Raw genomic sequence first — 20,880 nt, 5'->3', positions numbered from 1 at the left:
CGGCGGCCGATGTCGACGCTGAGCACCGTGGTCCAGCGCAACGGCGGCTTCGTCGCCGCCATCGGCGTCGCGCTGCTGGTGCTGGCGTTCACCGTCGGCCCGTCGATGACGCTGCTGATGCTCGGCGCGCTGATCGGCCTCGGGGTCGTCGCCGCGGCCGTCATGGTGCCGACCGTCGCGCTCGGCCTCATGGTCGCCAGCGAGTTCGCCAACGCCAGCGGTGTGCTCGCCCAGCTCCCGGTGTCGGTCTACATGGCGCTCCTCGGGCTGTGCGGGTTGTCGGCGGTCGTCGGCCTGTCCCGCAAGCGCTACCGCGCCCGCATCCGCCCCGGCTGGTGGATCCCGGCGTCGCTGCTGCTGGCCTACCTCGTCACGCTGATCCCGTCCGCGGTGCTCTCCCAGGACCCGGCCTCGACGACGACCTCGCTGTCGGACTCGCTCAAGGACCTGGTCTTCGTCGTCATCGTCTCGCTGCTGCTGCAGATGTCGGGACGTCCGTGGTGGACGATCGTCGCGATCCTCGTCCCGCTGGCGTTCATCAGCATCCTCACCGCGCTGAGCGAGTACGTCGTCGGCAACAACGTCACGTTCGGCGGGTTCTCCACGATCCAGTCCGACGCGGGCGCCGACATCGCCGCGGCCCGACATTCCGGCCCGCTGCCCGACCCGAACTTCTGGGGCCGGTTCCTCATCCTCGGCCTGCCCTTCGGGCTGGCGTCGGTCACGCGGTCGCTCAACCGTCGCAACTGGATGGAGCTGCTGTTCTCCGGCGGCGCGACGTTCGCGATCCTGCTCGGCATCTACCTGACGCAGTCACGCGGCACCATGCTCGCCGCCGGACTCGCCGTCGTCGTGTGGATCATCGCGGCCGGTCCGCGGATCCGGCGGCGGGCGTTCTTCCTCGCCCCGCTGTCGCTGCTGATCCTGCTGCTGCCCGGCATCGGCGACCGGCTGCTGACGCTGACCCAGACGGTCTCGTCGGCCCCCGACTACTCCGCCGACCAGTCGCTCACCGAGCGCGGCAACGTCGGCGACGTGGCGTTCGGCGTCTTCAAGGCCAACCCGCTGTTCGGCACCGGCCCCGGCTCGTTCGCCAACGTCATGACGCACTACGCGCCGTTGACCAACGCGGGCCCGACCGGCGACATCACGGCGACGCACAACCTCTACCTGGAGATCCTCTCCGAGAGCGGCATCGTCGGCATGGCGGGCTGGGCGATTCTCGTGATCGGCATGCTCGTGCTCGCGTACAACGCGACCGTGCGGCTCGCGGGCTCGTTCCCCGACGCGCGCGGCGGCCGGCTCACCCGGGCCACCGGGGCGGCCGGGATCGCGGCGATCGTCGGCTTCTCCGCCGCGAGCATCTTCCTGCACCTGGCCTACTCGCGGACGTTCCTGTTCGTCTGCGCGCTGATCGGCTACATGTACACGGTCGCGCGCACCGACCGCGAGCTGTCCCGGCCCGGTCCGCGGCGGGCGACGAACCGGGCGCGCAAGGCGTTCGCGTTCGCGTCGGCCGTCACGGTGCTCACCGCGGTCGCCGCCACGGTCGTCGGGGCGACCCTGGTCGGGGTGCTCGCCCGGCAGACCTACGTCGCGACCAGCGAGCTCACCCTGCAGGCGACGGGTGCCGGCTACCCCGGCTACGCCATGGACGTCCGACGACGGGTGGCGACGCTGCCCGCCTACGCGTCGGTGATCCAGGCCGGCGGAGCCAACCAGGAGACGACGGTCATCGCCGACCCGACACGCGGGGTCATGACGGTGACCGCGGTCGGCAGCTCGCCCGCCGAGGCGATCCAGCGCCGCGACGCGATCGTCACCAACGCGCCGAACGCGATCAAGCAGTCGTCGCTGGACGCGGTCTACAACGTCGTGACCGTCTCCGTCGGGGACGTCACCGAGAAGCGCGCGGTCGACGGCACGACCCTGCGCATCGTGCTGCTGGCCACGGCCGGCGAGATCGCACTCGTGCTGTTCCTGTGCGGGCGCATCCGCCGCGAGGAACGCCGCCGCGGCGTCTGGCTCATCTGAGCACGTCGTTCTGAGAGGACACGGAAGGTACATGGGCACCTACACCAACAAGCGCCTGCTGGTCACCGGTGGTGCCGGCTTCATCGGCTCCGAGCTGGTGCGCCAGCTCGTCGAGGACGGCGCCCACGTCACGGTGCTGGACAACCTGACGGCCGGGCACCGGCGCAACCTCGAGGCGTTGCCGGCGGACGGCTACCGGCTGGTGGTCGCCGACATCCGCGACCTCGAGCGGGTCGACGCGCTGATGCCGGGTATCGACGCCGTCTTCCACCTCGCGTGCCGGGGCGTGCGGCACTCGATCCACTCCCCCGTCGAGAACCACGGCGTGAACGCGACCGGCACCCTCGGGCTGCTGAAGTCGGCGCGGGCGGCCGACGTCCCCCGCTTCGTCTACGTGTCGACGTCGGAGGTCTACGGCTCGGCCCCGCAGGTGCCGATGTCGGAGGACAACCTGGCGCTGCCGACGACGGTGTACGGGGCGTCCAAGCTCGCCGGCGAGTGCTACACCCGCGCGTTCCACCGCACCTACGACTACCCGACGGTCGTCGTCCGCCCGTTCAACTCCTACGGCCCGCGCAGCCACCACGAGGGCGACAGCGGCGAGGTCATCCCCAAGTTCATGCTGCGCAGCATGGCGGGGCTGCCGATGGTCGTCTTCGGCGACGGCAGCCAGACCCGCGACTTCACCTTCGTCGCGGACACCGCGCGCGGGATCCTGGCCGCGGGTGCGAGCGACGCCGCCGTCGGCGAGACGATCAACGTCGGCAGCGGCAAGGAGATCACGGTGGCCGAGCTGGCCGCGACGGTGTCGAAGGTCGTCGGCGGCGGGGACGCGACGATCGAGCACGTCGAGCAGCGTCCCGGCGACGTGCTGCGGCTCAAGGCCGACGTCTCGCGCGCCACTGCGCTCCTCGGCTGGGCGCCCACGGTCCCACTGGCCGACGGCCTCTCCCAGCTGCGCGACTGGTACCTGCAGGGCGGCAGCTCGCCCGAGGACCTCCTGGCCGAGGAGAAGGTCAGGAACTGGGAGCTCGTCTGACCCTCCCGAACGACCTGCGCCGGCCCGGGCACCCACGTGGGGCCCGGGCCGGCGGCCGTCCGGGGCCGCCGGCGCGCCGGGCCCTCCCGGCGGGCGGGGCGAGCGGCCGGTGGGCGGCGATCAACGGTGCGGGCGGCCACGCGAGGACGTCCGCTCGTCCCTCCGACGCGCCCGATCAACCGATGGGCGATGGGTGGGCAACCACCCCCGACCGGTCGTCCTTGCCTCGGCTGCAAGTCGGCGACGGGATCGGTTGTCGCCCGTTCGGGTGGCATTTCCCCCGGCATACTTCTCCCCGGGAGCAGTACGGGTCCCGGGGAGAAGTGAGCCGGGATCCGCGTCAGGCGCAAGGGGATGGGACCCCGCGCGCACGTACGAGCAAGCCGGACGTTGGGGCCGACGGCGAGGATTTCGGAAGGATCTCGACCCGTGACTCGACACCGTCGGTCGGCGGTTCGTTCGCGCCGACGTTCGACGGGCCGGTTGGTGCTGGCTGTCGCCGTTCCCGCTCTCGTGGCTCTGGTGGCGTCCCTGCTGCCCATCGTCCTCAACTCCCCCTCGGGCGAGGGCGCGCCGCTCGTCACGTCGCCGGACCCGGCCGCCCTCTCGATCGTCGAGAACCCGCCCGACAGCACGCCGAGCCAGCTGCCGCGGTCACTCGTCGACAACACGACGAAGACGCCCCGTTCGACGTCGGCCCCCTCGACCGGTCGCGGCGGCGGTGGTGGCGGCGGCGCCCCGGCGGCGTCCGGCGGCACGTCCGCGCTGTTCGCAGGCCCCGGCAGCCCGTGGGGTCAGCTGCTGCCCGCGGGCGCGGCCGTCGACCCGAACTCGTCGGGCTACGTCTCGTCGATGGCGAGCGAGAAGTTCCTGATGTCGTTCAAGCAGTGGACCGTCCCGATCTACTACGCCGACGCGTCGACCCCGCGCCACGACGTCCCGCTCACCGAGAACTGGGGCGCGAGCGTGCTGCGCAACGTCCCGGTCCCGCCCAACGCCAAGCCCGACCCGTCCGAGGACGCGCACCTGTCCATCGTCGACCGCTCCACCGGCTGCGTGTACGACTTCTGGGGCGCCAAGGGCGGCGGCAGCGGCCTGTCGGCGTCGTGGGGCAACGCGATCCCGACGAACAGCAACGGCATCTACCCCGGCGGCATGGGCTCGCGGGGATCGGGCTTCTCGGCCGCGGCCGGCGTGGTCACGGCCGACGAGCTGCGCCGCGGCGTCATCAACCACGCGCTGGTCTTCGCCTACCCGAACACGAAGTCGGGCGGGCCCGTCGCGCCGGCCACCAAGAGCGACGGCCGGACCGGCGGTGGCAACGCACTGCCGGAGGGCGCCCGGGTGCGGCTGGACCCGTCGCTGAACCTGGCGTCGCTGGGGCTCAACAAGTACGAGCTGACGATCGCCACGGCGATGCAGAAGTACGGGATGATCCTGGGCGACACCAGCGGCGGCTTCACCGTCTACGCCCAGAACCCGCAGAGCGCGCCCGGCGCGTTCACCGGACTGCTGCCCGACGACACCTGGGTCGACCTCACCAAGATCCCGACCGACCGACTGCAGGTCATGAAGCTGCCGCCACAGTCGTCGAACGACTCGCGGGTCGTCGGCAACCGCTGCAACGGGTGGTGAGGACCCGCGTGGCCGCGGGGAGTGCCCGGGTCCTCGTCGGGGGGAGCCCGGGTGCTCAGCCCTCGGCGGTGGCGGGGGCGCCCGACCCGCGGCGGGCCGGCCGGCGCAGCGCGCCCGAGACCACGCAGGCCGCCCGGCCGCCGAGACGGCGCAGCTCGCTGGTGAGCGGGGTGCGGTCGGCCGTCGCCGAGAACGCCGCCATCCGGCCCGAGGCACCGCGCAGGCCCCCGACGACGGCGCGGACGTCGAGCACGCCGCGGGCCGCGGACACGGCCATCGCCCGCGGCAGCGACGTCTCGTGGATCCAGACCGCGGGCCGCGGGTCGGGCAGCTGCGGGAGGTCGAGGCCGAGCGCGTCGCGGTACTGCAGGAGCGTGAGGTTGACACCCGCGGCGGTGGCGACGTTGGACTGCAGGTTGGGCCGCCCGACGGTCGGCTCGGTGATGTAGAGCTTCCCGTCGGCGGTGCTGCGCTTGACCTCCAGCGAACCGACCCCGATGTGCCCGGCCGCGTCGAGCAGCCGGTGCGTGAGCGCGCGAAGCTCCTCGTCCTCCGCCGTCGTCGCGAGCGCGGTGCACCCCGTCCCGACGGGCCACTGCACGAGTTTGCGACCGACCTGCGAGGCGACCTCGCGGCCCCCACGGTCGCGGTAGACCAGGCAGAACCAGACGTCGCTGTCGGTGCCCGGGATCCACTGCTGCAGCACGAACCGCGGCGCCGCGTCGAAGAGCCGGAACCCGATCCGGGCGACGTCGGCCGCCGACCCGAGCCGGTAGGCCTTGTGCCGCGGGCTCACGACCTGCCACTGCGGGGTGCGTTCGAACGGCTTGATGACGGCCGGGTACGGGATGCGCGCCAGCGCGGCGGCGAGCTGCGCCTCGTCCTCGACGATCTCGGTGTGCGGCACCGGGAACCCGTGCTCGACGGCCCACGCGTGGAACGCGGTCTTGTCCAGCAGAGTGGTGACGACGTCCTTGGGCGGGAGCACGAACTCCACGAGCGGCTCGAGCTCGGTGGCGTGGTCGGCGACCAGCTCGACGACGTCGTCGCGGACGGGGATGAGCACCGTCCGCCCGTACCGCTCGACGATCCCGCGGACGGCCGCGACCCACGCCCGCGGGCAGCCGTCACCCTCGTCGACGACCTCGTGCCACAGGCCGGACCGGCACGGCGAGGCCGTCGGGTCGTTCGTCAGACCGACGAGGGTGAGGCCCTCGCCGCGCAACGCACGGGCGACACCGAGCCCCGTGGGGGACTCGGCCCCGGCGACGAGCACGACGGCGCGGTCGGGGAGCGGCATCCGGCGATTCTCGACCATCCCGCCCAACTGCGACCGGGCGGGGTCGAGGCCCGGCAGCGGTCACGCAGCGTGGCGAACCGTACGGCTCGGCTGCCGGTACGAGCAGGTCAGTGTCCCACCGGCGGCGATCCGTCCGCCGAGCGGGTGGCCACCGGGTGGCGTACGGCGACCGTCTGGTAGACCCACGTCCGAGGTACGCCCCGGCCGCCGCCGTCCGTTCCCCGGCCCCCAGCAGAGAGACGCAGCAGAGCCACCGTGAACCGCAGACGTGTCGCCTTCGTCGAGTTCCCGCCCGCGGGTGGGCTCTACCAGTTCAGCGCGCAGCTCGCCGCGGCGATGGCCGAGCGCGGCCACGAGGTCCACCTCTACACCGGGCCGCGGCCCGAGCTGGTGCCGGTGCACCCGAACCTGCGGGTCCGCCCGGTGCTGCCGACGTGGCATCCCGCCGACCCGAAGACGATCCACCCGCTGCTGCACAAGATCCGCCGGGTGCTGCGGGCCGGTCAGCTCGTCGTCGCGTGGGTGGTGCTGCTGGGGTTCCTCGCGCGCGACCGGCCGGGCACCGTGATCTGGTCGAACTGGCGCTACACGGTCGACGCCCTCGGCGTGCTGGCCGTGCGCAGGCTGCTGCCGCGGGCCCGGTTGGGGCTGATCTCGCACGAGCCGGTGCTGCACAACCAGCAGAACACGACGGTCGACCGCACCGGCCGCGTCCTCGACCCGGCGCTGGCGAAGGCCTGGACGTCGATGGACGTCGTGTTCGTGCTGGGCGAGGAGCCGCGCAGGCGGGTGCTGGAGCGATGGGCGCCGGGCTGCCCGGTCGTCGTCATCCCGCACGGCGACGAGAACGCCCTGCGCGGCGACGCAGCCGTCCCCGACGTCGCCGACACCGCGCCCAACGTTCTGTTCTTCGGCACCTGGAGCGCCTACAAGGGCATCGACGTGCTGCTCGACGCCGTGCCCGCGATCCGCGCCGCGGTGCCGGACGCGGAGATCGTGGTCGCCGGGGCGGTCTACGGCGTCGACCTGCCCGCGCTGCAGGCCCGCGCCGACGCCCTGGGCGTCCGCACGCACCCCGGCTACATCCCCTCCGAGCAGGTGCCGGAGCTCTTCGGCGCGGCGCGGGTCGTCGTGACGCCCTACAAGCGGGCCAGCCAGAGCGGCGTCGTGCACCTGGCGTACACGTTCGACCGGCCGGTCGTCGCGACCTCGGTCGGGGAGCTGCCCACGGTCGTCCAGGACGGCGAGACCGGACTACTCGTCCCGCCCGACGACGCGCCCGCGCTCGCAGCGGCCGTGGTCGAGCTGCTGACCGACGCCGAGCGGGCCCACAAGATGGGGCTGGCCGGGGCGCGCTGGCTCGCCGACGTCGCCTCGTGGACCGCGGTGGCCGAGAAGTTCGACGACGGGCTCGCGCAGGCCCGTCGGTGAGGCCCCGTCCGGCCGCGCTCGGGCCGTGTGGAATCGTCGGGTCGTGACGATCCTGTGCTATCACTCGGTCGCTCCCGGCTGGGACGACCCGGTGTCGGTCGAGCCGATCGACTTCGATGCGCAGTGCGCGGCGCTGGCCCGCAGGGGTGACGTCGTCTCCCTGACCGCGGTACAGGCGCACGTGGCCGCGCACGGCGACGCGCCCGCCGGCACCACCGTCCTGACCTTCGACGACGGTTTCGCCGACTTCGTCGACCATGCAGTGCCGATCATGTCACGGCACGGCCTGACCGCGTCGATGTACATCGTCGCCGGCTCGCTGCGGCCCGAGGGCGTGCAGGTCGACTGGATCACCGGCCTCGACGCCGCCGACGCGCCGCCACTGCTGACGGCCGACCAGATCCGCGAGCTGCACGACCGCGGCTGGCACATCGGCAGCCACACGATGGTGCACGCCGACCTGCCGACGCTCTCCGAGGCCGAGTGCCTCGCCGATCTCACCGAGAGCCGCGAGCTGCTGTCCGACCTGCTCGGCACCGCCGTGACCACGCTCGCCTACCCGTTCGGCCACCACGCCGAGCACGTCCGACGCGCCGCGCGACACGCCGGTTACGACATCGCCCTGGCGCTGCCGGACAAGCCTGAGCAGGGCGAACGCTATGCAGTTCCGAGAACGGGTGTCTACCGAGGCAACCCGATGTGGAAGTTCCGCGTCAAGAACACGGGGTTGTACGCACGCGTCCGGACGTCGTCGGCCTACCAGCACGCCACGGGTGCGGCGAGCGCACTGCGTTCCCGCATCGGCGCCTGACCGGGGAGCTCAGGCGCCGCCCACCACGCGCACCGGACCACCACCGGCGCGACTTTCCGGACAGGAAGGACGCGTTGCCGAATGTCCCGAACCGAGCAGGCCGCCCGGCTGCTTCGCCTGACCCGTCTCGACGCACTCGCCCGCCGCACCTGGAGCGGGCTGCTGATCTTCAACTACCACCGCTTCGGCCGTCCCGGCGCCCAGGACGACCCGGACCTCTACAGCGCGACGCTCGACGACTTCGCCACCCACGTCGCCGAGCTCGCCGACCGGTTCGAGATCGTGCCGGCCGGCAGCGCCGAGTGGAGCGAGGGCGGGCCCGCCCGCCGGGTCGCCATCACCGTCGACGACGGTTACCGCGACCAGCTGGGCGCCGCCGAGGTGCTCGCCGCCCAGGGCGTCGTCGGGAGCTTCTTCATCTGCACCGGCTTCATCGACGAACCTCACCACGCATGGTGGGACGAGATCGCCTGGCTGACGGCCGACGGCCCGGTGTCGCTGCCGCCGTCGGAGTGGTTCCCCGGGGGGCTGGACCCGGTCGGGATGACGCAGACCGCGTTCCGCCGCCGCGTCAACCTCGCCTACAAGACCCGCGCGGGCGAGGCGGGCGAGAAGTTCCTCGACGACCTGGCCGAGGTCGTCGGCCGACCCCGGCTGCCCGCGGACGCCGCGGTCGACCACTGGATGAGCTGGGACGACGTCCGGAGCCTGCGCGAGATGGGGATGGAGGTCGGCGCCCACTCGGTCTCGCACCCGGTGCTCGCGACGCTCCCCCAGCAGCGTCAGCACGACGAGATCGCCGACTCGGTCGAGCGGCTGAGCAAGGAGCTCGCCGAGCCCGTCGACCTGTTCAGCTACCCGGTCGGCGCGCGCACCAGCTTCGACGACACCACCCGCGAGGTGCTCTCCGACATGGGCATCCGCCGGGCGTTCAGCTTCTACGGCGGGGTGAACGGCCGGGCCCACGAGGACATGCTCGACGTCCAGCGCGCCGGGGTGTACGCCGACCACACGACGCCCGTGGTGCGGGTCATGGCCGACCTGCCCGGCGTGCTCTGCCGCAGCTGACGCGTCGCGCCCGGCCGTCCTCCCCCCGCCACCGGCGCCCCGCCCGGGACGCAACCTCACTGCTGCGGATCGGCCTCACCCGGACCGTGAGGTTGCGCCCGGAACGCCGGGCGCAACCTCACGGCGGCGAGCAGCGTCAGGCGCGGACGGCCGAGCGGACCGAGCGCAGCGTCCGGCCCACGGGGCCGTCGTTGCGGGCGAGCGGGACGAGACCGGCGCGGACGATGCGCTTGGCTCGCCGCGGCAGCGAGGACAGCGACGCGGCGTCGAGCGAGCCGGATCGCACGACGAGCTCGCCCGTGGCGGTGGCGTCCTTGTAGTCGTGGGCACCGCGGCCGAGGTCGAGCTGACCGATGCCGCGCGCGGCCGCCGCCTCGGCGAGCGCGAGCAGCAGCAGGATGCCCGGGGAGTACCGGCCGAACTCGGGGTCGTAGGCAGGGAACCACCACGAGAGCACCGACTCCGAGTGCAGCCCCAGGTGGGCGGCGACGAGCCGGTCGCCGGCCCATAGCGCGGAGAGCGCGCCGTGGCACTCGGCCGCCTCGGAGGCCGCGAGCGACTCCGCGAGCGCGACGATCCGCGTGTCCGCGAAGCGGTCCCACTCCCCGAGGGCGGCGTACTGCCCGGACTTCCACGCCATCAGCGACGACAGCACCGTCGGATCGGCGCTGTGCAGCTCGAACCGGACCGGACCGACCTCGCGCTCGAGCTTGCGCTGCTTGCGCCACGTCGAGGAGAGCCACTTCTTCGACCGCGCCGAGATCACGGCCAGGTACTCGTCCCAGCCCGCGGACAGGTCCAGCACGGGCGAGCGCTCGGCGTCGACCCGGTAGGCGCCCGCGGGCAGCAGCCCGTCGGCGAGGCAGTCGAAGTCCCAGCCCGCGAGGCCCTCGTGGGCGAGCAGCGCGGCCATGTCGACCCGGGCGCCCGGCGCGAGCACCGGCCCCTCGGAGTCGGCCAGCTGCCACCCGACGGGCCGCGCGGTTCGGCCGTGCCGTTCGTGGGCGAAGAACCCGGCCGTCGAGGACCCGTCCTCGATGATCGTCACACGCGTCTGCGGACGGACCGCACCGACCGCGAGCGCGAACTCCGGCGCGAGGAACGGGTTGCGCGGCGACGGCTGTGCCGCACGGACGGCGCGCATCCGATCGAGGTCGCCGCGGTCCAGGTCGCGCGGATGGACCGTGGAGAACCGCACGTGAAGGACTCCTCGACTCGACGTCACGGGGGTGCTGCGAGTCTCGCACGCCGGGCACGCGGGCATGATGGCGCCCGGACCCCGACGCGATGACGGGACGTCGGGAGGAGGGACGGCCGGTGCGCAAGCGGATCGTGCTGCTGACCGTGGCCGCCTCGTCGGTGGCGATCCTGCTGTTCGTGCTTCCGCTGGCAATCGTCGCGCAGCGGTTCTACACCCGCATCGAGTACGCCGAGCTGGAGAGCCGCGCGCACACCGTCGTCGACCGGATCTCCGACGACGTCCGCGACCACGAGGTCCCGGCCGTCCGCCTGCTCAACGCCGGCGACGAGGACACCGGCGTCGCGCTCTACGGCCCCGACGGGGCCCGGCAGGTCGGCGACGGACCACCGAAGGGCGAGTGGCTGGTCGGCGCGACGGTCGACACCGGTGAGGTCCACGAGGGCGACGTCGACGGCGACCTCGTCGTCACGGTCCCGATCATCGACGACGGCGACGTGGTCGGTGTCGTCCGGGCGGCCACCCCCGGCGGCGACGCCGCCTCGCGGATCGCCACGCGCTGGGTCGAGATGTTCGGGCTGGCCGTGGTGGCGCTGATCGCGACGTGGGCGCTGGCCCGCTACCAGTCGCGCCGGCTGGCCGAGCCGGTCGAGGACCTCGCGCGCGCCGCGGAGCGGCTGGGCGACGGCGACTTCAGCGTCGAGGAACGCACCGTCGGGATCCCGGAGGTCGACGAGGTCCGCGCCGCGCTCAACGCCACCGCGGCCCGTCTCGACTCGCTGATCGCCCGCGAGCGGGCCTTCTCGGCGGAGGCCTCCCACCAGCTGCGCACCCCGCTCACCGGCCTGCAGCTGCGGCTGGAGGCGGCCCTGCGCACCCCCGGCAGCGACCACACCGCGGCCATCCGGGCCAGCCTCGCCGAGGTCGACCGGCTGGAGCGCACGATCTCCGACCTGCTGGCACTGGCCCGCGGCACCCGCCAGCGCGGCGTGCTCGACCTGCCCGCGCTGCTCACCGAGGTGTCGCAGGTGTGGGGTCCGCGGCTGGGCGACCAGCAGCGCGAGCTGCGTTTCGCCGTCGAGCCCGGGCTGCCGCCGACGGAGGCGTCCACCGCGGCGATCCGGCAGGTCTTCACGGTGCTGCTGGGCAACGCCGTCGAGCACGGCGCGGGGGCGGTCACGGTCGGCGTGCGCGACATCGGCGAGGCCGTCGCGATCGACGTGTCCGACGAGGGCAGCCTGCCCGCGGGGCCCGACCTGTTCGAGCGCCGCGAGCCCGACGCGGAGGGCCACGGTATCGGGCTCGCGTTGGCGCGCAGGCTGGTCGAGGCCGAGGGCGGCCGGCTGCAGCTCACCGGGTCCGACCCGACGACGCTCACGGTGTTCCTGCCCGCCGGGGCGCGGGCCGGCGACCCGGCCGAACCGGCCGCCACGTCCGAGGAGTCCCCGCACGGGGCGCCGCTGTCCCGGCCGTAGACCCGCGCACGGTTCCGCGCCGCCGTCGCGGCGCCCGGACGGGCGACGGCGTCGTCACCGGCGGCGTCCGGGTGCCGGGCCCGCGGCCAGTGGTCCGTCGGGTGCCCTTAGGCTGGCGACGTGGCCCAACTGCTGCTCGTCGAGGACGACGCGACGATCGGGAACGTGCTGCAGGCGAGCCTCGCGTCGTCGGGTCACGACGTCACCTGGCACGCCGAGGGCCGCGCCGCGATCGACTTCGCGACGACCGCCCCGGTCGACCTCGTGCTGCTCGACCTCGGCCTGCCCGACATCGACGGCATCGACGTCTGCCGCCGGGTCCGGGCCGTCCAGCCGGGCTGCGTGATCGTCATGCTGACCGCACGGCACGAGGAGATGGACGTCGTCGTCGGGCTCGAGGCGGGCGCGGACGACTACCTGGTCAAGCCGATCCGGCTGGGCGAGCTGCTGGCCCGCATCCGCGCGCACCTGCGCCGCGTGGCCACCGCGGGGTCCGACGAGTCGCAGGTGATCGGCGATCTCGTCGTCGACGCCGGGCGCCGCCGGGTGACCGTGGGCGGCGAGGAGATCACGTTGCGCACCAAGGAGTTCGACCTGCTGGCGCGGCTCGCCGCCGAGCCGGGCGTCGCGCTGAGCCGCGCGCAGCTGATGGCCGACGTGTGGGACACCAACTGGTTCGGCTCGACCAAGACGCTCGACGTGCACGTGGCGGCCCTGCGTCGCAAGCTCGAGTCGGTCGCGGTGCCCGACTCGGTGCGGATCCCCCGGATCGCGACGTTGCGCGGGTTCGGGTACCGCCTCGAGGAGGACTGAGCCGTTCGGCGGTACGTCCCGCACTCCATATCGGACGGACGGGACGTACCGGGCGGGTCAAACCCTTGCCGAGCGGAGGGCCTCGATTTGCCGGCCGCTAACCGTCGGGGGCCGAGACTCGAGTCATGACCGCGACGCTCCCCGTGTCCGCCACGAACACCACCCCCGCGACCGGCTCCGCGTCGGCGCGGCGGGCGACGAGCCGGCCCTCCCGGCGGCGGCCGTACCGGGTGCTCGTGACCGGCGTCGAGCACGCGGGTGGCCTGGCGGTGCTGCGCGCGCTGGCCGCGGCGGGCTACGAGCCGTGGGCCGCGACGGAGGACGCCGCGTCGTACGGGGCGCGGTCGCGGGCCGCTCGCGGGGTGGTCACGGTCGCCGACGCGCGCCTCGAGCCCGAGCGGTTCGCCCACGACCTCGCCCTCGCCGCGGCACGCATCGACGCCGCGGCGGTGCTGCCCGGGACCGAGGCCGCGCTGATCGCGCTGGGCACCCACCGCGCGATGTTCGGCCCGGAGGTCGCGGTCGGAGCCCCCGACGTCGCCGACACCGTCGCTGCACTGGACAAGGACGGACTCGCCGCACTGGCCGCGAAGGCCGGGTTCGAGACCCCGCGCACGACGCGACTGCACGTCTCGCAGGTCGCGGCCACCGACGTCACCTTCCCCGCCGTCGTCAAGCCGGTGCGGTCGGAGCTGGTCAGCGACGGCAAGCTCGAGCGCTTCGAGGTCGTCCGGGTCGCCGACGCCGCGGAGCTCGCCGACACACTCGCCGCGCTGCCCGGCGGCGAGGGACTCGTCCAGCCCTACGTCACGGGCAGGCTGCGGACCGTCAACGGGGTCGCCTGGCAGGGCCGGGTCGTCACGACGGTGCACAAGGCCGCCGAGCGCACCTGGCCAGCGGACTGCGGTGTCGTGACCTGGGCCGAGACGGTGGAGCGCGACCGCGCCCTCGACGACGCCGCCCACGCGCTGATCCGCGAGCTCGGCTGGAGCGGGCTGTTCAACCTGCAGCTCATCGAGTCCGACGGGCACTTCTACCTGATCGACGTCAACCCTCGCGCCTATCACTCGCTCGGGCTGGCCGTGCACGCCGGCGCGAACCTGCCTGCGATCTGGACGGCGCTGCTGCTCGGCGAGGCCCCGCAGGTCGACGAGTACGAGCGCGGCGTGCGGTTCCGGTCCGAGGAGGACGTCCGGGCGCTGTGGGCCGCGTTCCGCTCGGGTGAGCGCGCGGCGGCGGTGCGCGGCCTGCTGCCCCGGGCCCGGACGGCGCACGCCGTGTTCTCCGCGTCCGACCCCGCGCCGATCGCCGGTGTCGTCGGCAAGGCCGTCCGCCTGGTGACCCGGCGCAACCGATAGCTCGGCACGACCCGGTGGCACGTCCCTCGTCCCGCACGCTCGTGACCGAGCGTGATCTCCGCAGGACCACATCAGTCACACTGGCCTCATAACACAACTGGGTGCACTGCGGTCCATCCGTTCACCCTTATGGTGATCTTTCTCTGACGATCAGCGCGTGTCGTGACGGAGCTGGCTAGCTTTCCGACGTCATCGCCACCCTTCGGAGAGATCGGCCAGGGACGACATGTACGCACCGCGACCATCACGGCGCCCCGCCCGGGCCGTCGGAGCCGTCCTCGTCGGCCTGGTGGCCGTCTTCGTCGCCGTCGTCCTGACCGTGGCCGCGGTGCAGGGCCCCCCTCCTCCGGGTGACGACGTCAGGTCCGCCCCGGACAGCGCCGCTTCCGGTCCCGCCGCGGTCGACCCGGCCGGCCCACCGGCCGCCGCGGACGCCGGCGCCGGCGTCGACGCGGGCGGCGCGGGGGCGGCCGTCACCCAGGCGCCGGTCGTGCCCGTGGTGCCCGTCCGGCCGGTCGCGCCCGCCAGGCCCGCGGCACCGGTGAAGCCGCACGTCGAGCTCCAGGCGGCCGACCGGCCCGCCGCGCCACTGGTCCCCCCGGCCCCGCCGAGCCCGCCGACACCGCTGCTCCCGCAGTCGCCGGCGAGCCCGGCCACGCCCCTGGTTCCGTCGACCCCCCTGATTCCCGCGACGCCCCTGGCCCCGCCCACCGCGCCCGCGGACCCGTTGCCCTCGACGCAACCCGCCCCGACCGACGCGCCCGCGCACGTGGCGCAGGCCCCCGCGCACGCCCCGGCCGGGATCACCCCGCCCACCGCTCCCGCCGAGCTCGCGCCGGCCGAGGCAGCGACCTCGACGAACCCTGCCGTCCCGACGACCACGACCCCGCCCACAGCGACCACCACGGCGCCGGCGGTGCCGACGACCACCGCCCCTGCGCCGACGACAAACGCCCCTGCGCCGACCACCGCGGCCGCTCCCGCAACCCCCGGGCCCGCACCGAACGAGCCCACGGCGGTCGACCCCGTCGAGGTGAACCCGACGACCGCGCCTCCGGCCGTCACCACGCCCCCTGCCGTCACCACGCCTCCGACCACGGCGCCCCCGGCGACGACTCCCCCAGCGACGACTCCCCCAGCGACGACTCCCCCCGTCACGACTCCCCCCGTCACGACGCCTGCGGACACCGCGCCGCCGGTCACGGCGCCTGTCGTCCCCGTCGCGACCGGCACCACCCTCCGCGTCGCCGCCGACGGATCGGGCCGATACCGGACGATCGCCGAGGCCGCCGCGGCCGCGAAGCCCGGCGACACCGTCCTGATCGCGCCCGGCAGCTACGCCGGCCTGCAGATCCCCGTCAGCGGGACCAAGGACGCCCCGATCACCTTCAAGGCCGACGGCGGCGCCGTCACGCTGACCAGCGGCGGCACGGGCAACGGCCGCCTCGACCTGAGCGGACGCTCCTACGTCCACGTCGTCGGGATCGGCGTGTCCCGGTCGAGCCGGTTCGGCGTCTACGCCACCAACGCGACCGGCATCGTGCTGCAGGACTGCGAGGTCGCCGACTCGCAGGACGGCGGCGCGGTCTTCATCGACTCCGCCGACATCCGGATCCTCGGCTGCGACGTCCACGGCAACAACGCCAAGGGGACGAGCGCCGACATGGAGGGCGTGAGCCTGGAGAACGTCGACGGCTTCGAGATCGCCGGGAACCACGTGCACGACAACGGGGAGGAGGGCATCGACACGAAGTACGAGACCCGCAACGGCACCGTGCACGGCAACCGTGTGGAGAACAACCGCGGGCCCAACATCTACGTCGACTCCGCCCACGCGATCCAGGTCTTCGACAACGTGTCCTCCGGCGCGAAGGAGAGCTCGAAGGCGGGCATCGCGCTCGCCGTCGAGAACTACTCGAAGACACGCAAGACCTACGACGTGCAGATCTACAACAACGTGCTCACGGGCAACGCCGGTGGCGGCATCAGCTTCTGGACCGAGTCGAGCGGCACGTTCAGCGACATCTCGATCGTCAACAACACCATCGTGGACAACAAGAAGGCGGGCATCACCATCTCGGCCGGCCAGTTCCAGGGCACGAACGTGTTGCGCAACAACATCTTCAGCGGCAACCCGCAGGACGTCGGCGGGAGCGCGGCCGCCTTCACCGCCGACCACAACCTGTTCTCGGGGACGTCCCTCGGGGCGAACGTCGTGACCGGCGTACTGCGGTTCGTCAACGCCGCCGCGGGTGACCTGCGGCTGGCGCCGGGCTCCGCGGGCGTCGACGCCGGGTCCGCCCAGGGCGCGCCTGCCACCGACATCACCGGTGCACCACGCCCCAGCGGAGCGGGCTTCGACCTCGGCGCCTACGAGCTGCAGGTCGTGCCCCCGGCCGCGGCCCCCGCGGATCCGCCTGCCTCGGCCGGAGCCCTCGCGCCCCCGGCGCCGTCCGACCCGGCCGCACTCCCGGCGGCCGGCGGTACGCCGACGACGACCGCGCCGCCGGTCCCGCCGGTGGCACCCGCCTCAGGGGCGCCGAGAACGGACCCGCCCGCGGTCCTGGCCCCCGTTCTGCCCAGCGCGGGCGGCGCACCGGTCGGCTGAGAGAGTGTTGTGAAACCTGGTGATCACTCGGCGTGGCGGCCGTAGTAGTCGCCCGGACCTGTTGATCATCCGGTCGGGTGTGTGTCTGTACCTGCAAACCGGCGTATGACTCCTCGGTGACCGACGCCCAGTGGGTGTTGATCGAGCCGTTGCTGCCCCGCCCGGCGGCGGTGTTGGGCGGACGCCCGTACGTGCACTCCCGCCGGTTGATCATCGACACGATCTCTTATGTGCTGGTCAGCGGGTGCGCCTGGCGGCTGGTCCCGCACGATCTGGCCCCGTGGAGCATCGCCTACCAGTGGTTTCGGGCCTGGACCCGCGACGGCACCTGGGACCGGGTCCACGAGGTGCTGCGTGAGCGGGTCCGCATCGCCGACGGGCGTGACCCGCAGCCCTCGGCGGCGGTGCTGGACTCCCAGTCGGCGAGGTCCAGCGAGGGCGGTGAACAGATCGGCTACGACGCCGGTAAACGCGTCCGGGGCCGCAAGCGCCACCTGCTGGTCGACACCCTGGGCCTGGTGCTGCACGTGGTGGTGCACTCGGCGTCGGTGCAGGACCGGGCCGGGGCCCGGTTGATGCTCACCGGTGCCCGCGGCCGGTTCCCGCTGCTCGGGTTGGTGTGGGTCGACGGCGGTTACGTCAACTCGGTGGACGCGGGCCTGGTCGGTTGGGCCCGGCGCAGTGAGGGGCTGGAGGTGGTCGCGGTGCCGCGTAACGCCGACGTGAAAGGGTTCCAGGTGCTGCCCCGCCGGTGGGTGGTCGAGAGAACCTTCGGCTGGTTGACGAGGTGTAGACGGTTGGCCCGGGACTACGAACGCAAGACCGCCCACGCCGAGGCGATGATCAAGTTCGCGATGATCCGGCTGATGGCCGCCCGCCTCGCCGGTGAGGAACTCCCCGCTCCCCGCAGTGACATTGAGAAGGAAGCCGCCCGCCGACTAGCAGAAGACCTCAAAGACTGACCACCGAGGTTCTACAACACTCTCTGAGGCGCCGGTCGGACGCGACCCCGGCCCCGTGCCTCCGGTCGCGGACCCCTGTCGGGCGCGGCCGGGTCGGCCGTGGACCGGTCGGCTCGGGACCTGGTGGGCGGAGACCCCGGTCGTGTCGGGCCCATCGGCTGAGCCCGTCGGGTGCCGCCCCGGTCGCATTCCCCCGTCGGCCGCGGCCTGGTCTTAGCGGGCCCGCCGGGCCGGACCCGGTCGCCTGCCGCCCCGGTCGTATCGCGCCCCGGTTGCTGAGGCCTGGTCGCGTGAGATCCGTCGGGCCGTCCCGGTCGCCCGCCGCCCCCTGTCGCGAGCGGACCCGGTACGGGTCGGGTCGGCGGCCGCTGAGGTCATGACCTGCGGCGACGGCTCACCGGCGCCGACGGCCCCGACGCTCCGTCGCCGGGCTACGGCGCCGATACGGCCACGACCCGGCCGGGTCCGGCGCGTCAGGCCGGGCCCGACTCGTAGCCGCGGCGGACCGGGCGCATCCGGAAGGCCGACGTCTGGGCGCCCTGGGACGGTGCGCGGTCGGGGGTCTCCTCGGCGACCCGGTCCGCGTCGCCGCCCCGGCGCAGGCTCGGCGGCGAGGCCGCTCCCAGCCGCAGCCGGGCGATCGTGCCGGTCGGCGCCGTCGCGGTGGTGAGGGTCAGGCTGCCGCCGTCGTGCTCGGCGAGCCGCCTGCTGATGTGCAGGCCCAACCCGGTGCCGCCGGCGCCGTCGTCACGCACCCCCCGGCGGAAGAGCAGCTCGGTGTCGAGCGGAGGTAGCCCCGGCCCCTCGTCGCGTACCTCGACGACGACCGTCGCGCCGTCGCGCCGCGCGGTCACCGTGACCGGCGCGGCCGGGGCGTGCCGGTCGCAGTTGGCCAGCAGGTTGGTGACGACCTGCGACAGCACCGCCGAGTCGCCCTGGACCCGCAGCCCCGGCTCGACGTCGAGCGTCGTCACGCCGGCGCCGACCGTCCCGGCGCGCAGCGTGACCAGGTTGGCGAGCACGGGTTCGACGGTGTAGCTCCCGTCGGCGGCGAGCTCCTCGCCGTCGAGGATCCGGTGCAGCCGGCCGAGCTCGGAGAGGACCGCGAGCTTGAGCCGGTCGTGCCCCTCCCCCGTGGCCTCGGCACCCAGCAGGTGGGTGATGCCGGCGAGCCCGGCCAGGCCGTTGCGCAGCTCGTGGTCGCGCTCGGCGGCGTGCTCGGCGGCGCGTTCCATGTGCCGCGCGGCGGTCTCGAGCTCGTCACGCTGCATCTGTTCGCGACGGTGCACGGTGTTCAGCGCGGCCGTCGTGAGCTGGGCGAGCCCCAGCAGCACGATCGCGAGCCCGATCATCCGCAGCGCGCCGAACGCGAGGCCCGCCATCGGGTGCGTGCTCCCGGCGAGGAGCCGGTAGAGCTGCGCCGCGGCGATGACGACCAGCCCGATGCCCAGCCGCGCGCGCGGCTGGCTCCGCCGGTGCAGCGCGTCGACGACGAACCCGGCCGCGACCGCGACCCAGCCCGCGAGCACGACGAGCGTCGGGATCGACCCGTCGACGACGACCCGCACCGCCTCGGTCCCCGGGACGGTGAGGGCGGCGACGGTCGCGATCGCGCCCAGCGCGGCGACGACCCAGCCGCCCCACCAGCCCGCCCGGGCCGGCGGCCGGATGGAGACGACGAGCAGGATCAGCGCCGTCGCGTAGGCGACGAGGCGCGCGAGCCGGTGCGGGACGTCGGTCGTGCCGGCCGGCGACGCCGCCGACCACGGCAGCACGACGACGCAGTACAGGACGAGCGCCGGAGCGAGCCAGGCCATGCGCAGGTCCTCGAGCAGCCGCCCCGCGACGACGGCCAGGATGGCGGCCGCGGCGCCGAGCGTCGCCGCGATGACGGTCAGCGTGACGGTCGCCAGCGCCGGGTCCGCCTTCGCGACGGGCCCGGTGAGCAGGCCGCGAGCGGCGAGCACGCCGACCGCGACGCACAGCACCGCCACGACCAGCACGTCGATCGCCAGCCGCGCGGGGAACCGAGCTGCGCTGGGCACCTCACGCCTCCACACCCCCCACCCGGGGTGATCGGGGTCACATGGCGAGGCCCATGCTAACGGTTCGCATCCGCCGACACCGCCGGATGATCCGGACCGCGCGTCAGGCGATGACCGTCTCGCGGATCGGTCCGCGGTGGACGGGGACCCGACCGGCCTGGTCGGCCAGCATCCGCAGCCCGCTCAGCAGGCCGCCGACGAGGTCGCCCTCGCGGAACGACGCCACCATGCTCATGACCGCGAGCTTGGAGCTGCGGTCGGGGAGCCGCTTGCGGGCCTCGTGGCCCGTCAGGACCTCGACGAACCGCTGACCGGGGCTCACCGCGATCAGCACGGCCTCCGCGGCACCGGCGATACCGGCGTGCAGCTCACCCGTCCTGGCCTCGGGGTTCTCCCCCAGGTCGCCGATGTAGACGGTGAAGCGCAGCCCCGACGAGCGGCTGGCGAGCATCATCGCCTCGTCGATCCGCGTCAGCTGCTGCGGGGTGAACGGTCCGGTCTCGGGCTCGTTCTCGGAGTAGAACTCCGCCGCCGACACCCGGCCCGACGCCGTCACGACCGCGCCGGTCGGCAGGTCCTCCTGCTTCGGGACCGCGACGGCACCGTGGCCGTCGTGCCCGTGCTCACCAGCTGCCACGAGCTCCTCCTCGTCCGGCCGTCGCGGTCGGGTCGTCGGTGGAGCCGGCCGATTGGCCGGTACCCGCCGGGTTCGCCGACCAGAACAGGGGCTCGTGGTCCCACGGCTGTCCCACGCGATACCGCGGCCGCCTGGCCCGCCCGCGCCCGACGATCAGCGCATAGAAGGCCCCGAAGACGGCGGCGGGGATCAGCACGTAGATGCCGATCGTCTCCCACACGCTCATGGGTGTGACGGTAGTGCACGCGCGCTCGCCCCAGGTCACGGGCCGCCCGCAATCACACGCCGCACCGCCGCGGCCACATCCCCTGCGCGGGTGGACGTCGCGGTGCCCGCGCTCCCGGCCGGGCCGGCCTGCCCGCGACCGGACGCGACCCGTCACGGACGGCGCCAGGCGTCGGCACGGATTCCGGCGGACGCATCCACGTTCGGCGCAGCGGTTAACGCGGAGACCACGGAGAGCGAG

Annotated in this window: 16 protein-coding genes; 11 read left to right on the top strand and 5 right to left on the bottom strand. The window is 73.8% G+C overall.

Features of this window, described 5'->3' with window-relative positions:
• Positions 1-9 precede the first annotated feature (9 nt).
• The 3 genes from PSED_RS09545 (at position 10) to PSED_RS09535 (ending at position 4,708) form a co-directional block, all read left to right on the top strand.
• The gene (locus PSED_RS09545; RefSeq protein WP_013674041.1) at positions 10-2,034 is read left to right on the top strand and encodes an O-antigen ligase family protein; all 2,025 of its coding nucleotides are present in this window, start codon (positions 10-12) and stop codon (positions 2,032-2,034) included.
• 31 nt (positions 2,035-2,065) lie between these two features.
• Positions 2,066-3,073, top strand: a complete 1,008-nt coding sequence (locus PSED_RS09540; RefSeq protein ID WP_013674040.1) for a dTDP-glucose 4,6-dehydratase — start codon at positions 2,066-2,068, stop codon at positions 3,071-3,073.
• 522 nt (positions 3,074-3,595) lie between these two features.
• Positions 3,596-4,708, top strand: coding sequence for a hypothetical protein (locus PSED_RS09535; protein WP_041759461.1), 1,113 nt, complete (start codon positions 3,596-3,598; stop codon positions 4,706-4,708).
• A gap of 55 nt (positions 4,709-4,763) precedes the next feature.
• Here PSED_RS09535 and PSED_RS09530 read toward each other — a convergent pair whose 3' ends face one another.
• Positions 4,764-6,008, bottom strand: a complete 1,245-nt coding sequence (locus tag PSED_RS09530) for a carboxylate--amine ligase (RefSeq protein WP_143770409.1) — start codon at positions 6,006-6,008, stop codon at positions 4,764-4,766.
• 255 nt (positions 6,009-6,263) lie between these two features.
• Here PSED_RS09530 and PSED_RS09525 point away from each other — a divergent pair, with 255 nt between their 5' ends.
• From PSED_RS09525 to PSED_RS09515, 3 genes are all read left to right on the top strand, one after another.
• Complete coding sequence (locus PSED_RS09525; protein ID WP_013674037.1) at positions 6,264-7,439, top strand: glycosyltransferase family 4 protein; 1,176 nt, start codon at positions 6,264-6,266, stop codon at positions 7,437-7,439.
• Positions 7,440-7,482: 43 nt separating this feature from the next.
• The gene (locus tag PSED_RS09520) at positions 7,483-8,250 is read left to right on the top strand and encodes a polysaccharide deacetylase family protein (protein WP_013674036.1); all 768 of its coding nucleotides are present in this window, start codon (positions 7,483-7,485) and stop codon (positions 8,248-8,250) included.
• Between the two features lie 81 nt (positions 8,251-8,331).
• The gene (locus tag PSED_RS09515) at positions 8,332-9,318 is read left to right on the top strand and encodes a polysaccharide deacetylase family protein (protein ID WP_013674035.1); all 987 of its coding nucleotides are present in this window, start codon (positions 8,332-8,334) and stop codon (positions 9,316-9,318) included.
• A gap of 136 nt (positions 9,319-9,454) precedes the next feature.
• Here the strand turns inward: PSED_RS09515 and PSED_RS09510 are convergent, their stop codons facing one another.
• Entirely contained in the window at positions 9,455-10,516 is a 1,062-nt protein-coding gene (locus tag PSED_RS09510; RefSeq protein ID WP_013674034.1) for a GNAT family N-acetyltransferase, read from the bottom strand.
• An 89-nt stretch (positions 10,517-10,605) separates the two neighbouring features.
• Here PSED_RS09510 and PSED_RS09505 point away from each other — a divergent pair, with 89 nt between their 5' ends.
• The 5 genes from PSED_RS09505 to PSED_RS09485 all read left to right on the top strand — a co-directional run bounded on the left by PSED_RS09505 (position 10,606) and on the right by PSED_RS09485 (position 17,732).
• Positions 10,606-11,991 (top strand): sensor histidine kinase, encoded by a 1,386-nt coding sequence (locus PSED_RS09505; protein WP_233899371.1) that lies wholly within the window; start codon positions 10,606-10,608, stop codon positions 11,989-11,991.
• Between the two features lie 120 nt (positions 11,992-12,111).
• Complete coding sequence (locus PSED_RS09500; RefSeq protein ID WP_013674032.1) at positions 12,112-12,804, top strand: response regulator transcription factor; 693 nt, start codon at positions 12,112-12,114, stop codon at positions 12,802-12,804.
• 125 nt (positions 12,805-12,929) lie between these two features.
• Positions 12,930-14,162, top strand: coding sequence for an ATP-grasp domain-containing protein (locus PSED_RS09495; protein ID WP_013674031.1), 1,233 nt, complete (start codon positions 12,930-12,932; stop codon positions 14,160-14,162).
• Between the two features lie 226 nt (positions 14,163-14,388).
• Positions 14,389-16,770, top strand: a complete 2,382-nt coding sequence (locus tag PSED_RS09490; RefSeq protein ID WP_013674030.1) for a right-handed parallel beta-helix repeat-containing protein — start codon at positions 14,389-14,391, stop codon at positions 16,768-16,770.
• Between the two features lie 77 nt (positions 16,771-16,847).
• Positions 16,848-17,732 (top strand): IS5 family transposase, encoded by an 885-nt coding sequence (locus PSED_RS09485; RefSeq protein ID WP_013674029.1) that lies wholly within the window; start codon positions 16,848-16,850, stop codon positions 17,730-17,732.
• A gap of 473 nt (positions 17,733-18,205) precedes the next feature.
• Here the strand turns inward: PSED_RS09485 and PSED_RS09480 are convergent, their stop codons facing one another.
• The 3 genes from PSED_RS09480 to ctaJ all read right to left on the bottom strand — a co-directional run bounded on the left by PSED_RS09480 (position 18,206) and on the right by ctaJ (position 20,640).
• Positions 18,206-19,777 (bottom strand): sensor histidine kinase, encoded by a 1,572-nt coding sequence (locus PSED_RS09480; RefSeq protein ID WP_013674028.1) that lies wholly within the window; start codon positions 19,775-19,777, stop codon positions 18,206-18,208.
• 103 nt (positions 19,778-19,880) lie between these two features.
• Positions 19,881-20,414: a DUF5130 family protein gene (locus tag PSED_RS09475; RefSeq protein ID WP_013674027.1), complete on the bottom strand. Its 534-nt coding sequence runs from the start codon at positions 20,412-20,414 to the stop codon at positions 19,881-19,883.
• Complete coding sequence (ctaJ, locus tag PSED_RS09470) at positions 20,401-20,640, bottom strand: aa3-type cytochrome oxidase subunit CtaJ (RefSeq protein ID WP_013674026.1); 240 nt, start codon at positions 20,638-20,640, stop codon at positions 20,401-20,403. The genes PSED_RS09475 and ctaJ overlap by 14 nt, the downstream gene beginning before the upstream one ends.
• Positions 20,641-20,880 lie beyond the last annotated feature (240 nt).

This window comes from Pseudonocardia benzenivorans CB1190 (assembly GCF_000196675.2).
Lineage (GTDB): Bacteria > Actinomycetota > Actinomycetes > Mycobacteriales > Pseudonocardiaceae > Pseudonocardia > Pseudonocardia benzenivorans.
This window is presented reverse-complemented; position numbering and strand designations above follow the sequence as displayed.

Coding starts and splice junctions, on each gene's coding strand:
- PSED_RS09545 (WP_013674041.1), top strand. CDS start 10: ATGTCGACGCTGAGCACCGTGGTCCAGCGCAACGGCGGCTTCGTCGCC.
- PSED_RS09540 (WP_013674040.1), top strand. CDS start 2,066: ATGGGCACCTACACCAACAAGCGCCTGCTGGTCACCGGTGGTGCCGGC.
- PSED_RS09530 (WP_143770409.1), bottom strand. CDS start 6,008: ATGCCGCTCCCCGACCGCGCCGTCGTGCTCGTCGCCGGGGCCGAGTCC.
- PSED_RS09515 (WP_013674035.1), top strand. CDS start 8,332: ATGTCCCGAACCGAGCAGGCCGCCCGGCTGCTTCGCCTGACCCGTCTC.
- PSED_RS09505 (WP_233899371.1), top strand. CDS start 10,606: ATGACGGGACGTCGGGAGGAGGGACGGCCGGTGCGCAAGCGGATCGTG.
- PSED_RS09495 (WP_013674031.1), top strand. CDS start 12,930: ATGACCGCGACGCTCCCCGTGTCCGCCACGAACACCACCCCCGCGACC.
- PSED_RS09490 (WP_013674030.1), top strand. CDS start 14,389: ATGTACGCACCGCGACCATCACGGCGCCCCGCCCGGGCCGTCGGAGCC.
- ctaJ (WP_013674026.1), bottom strand. CDS start 20,640: ATGAGCGTGTGGGAGACGATCGGCATCTACGTGCTGATCCCCGCCGCC.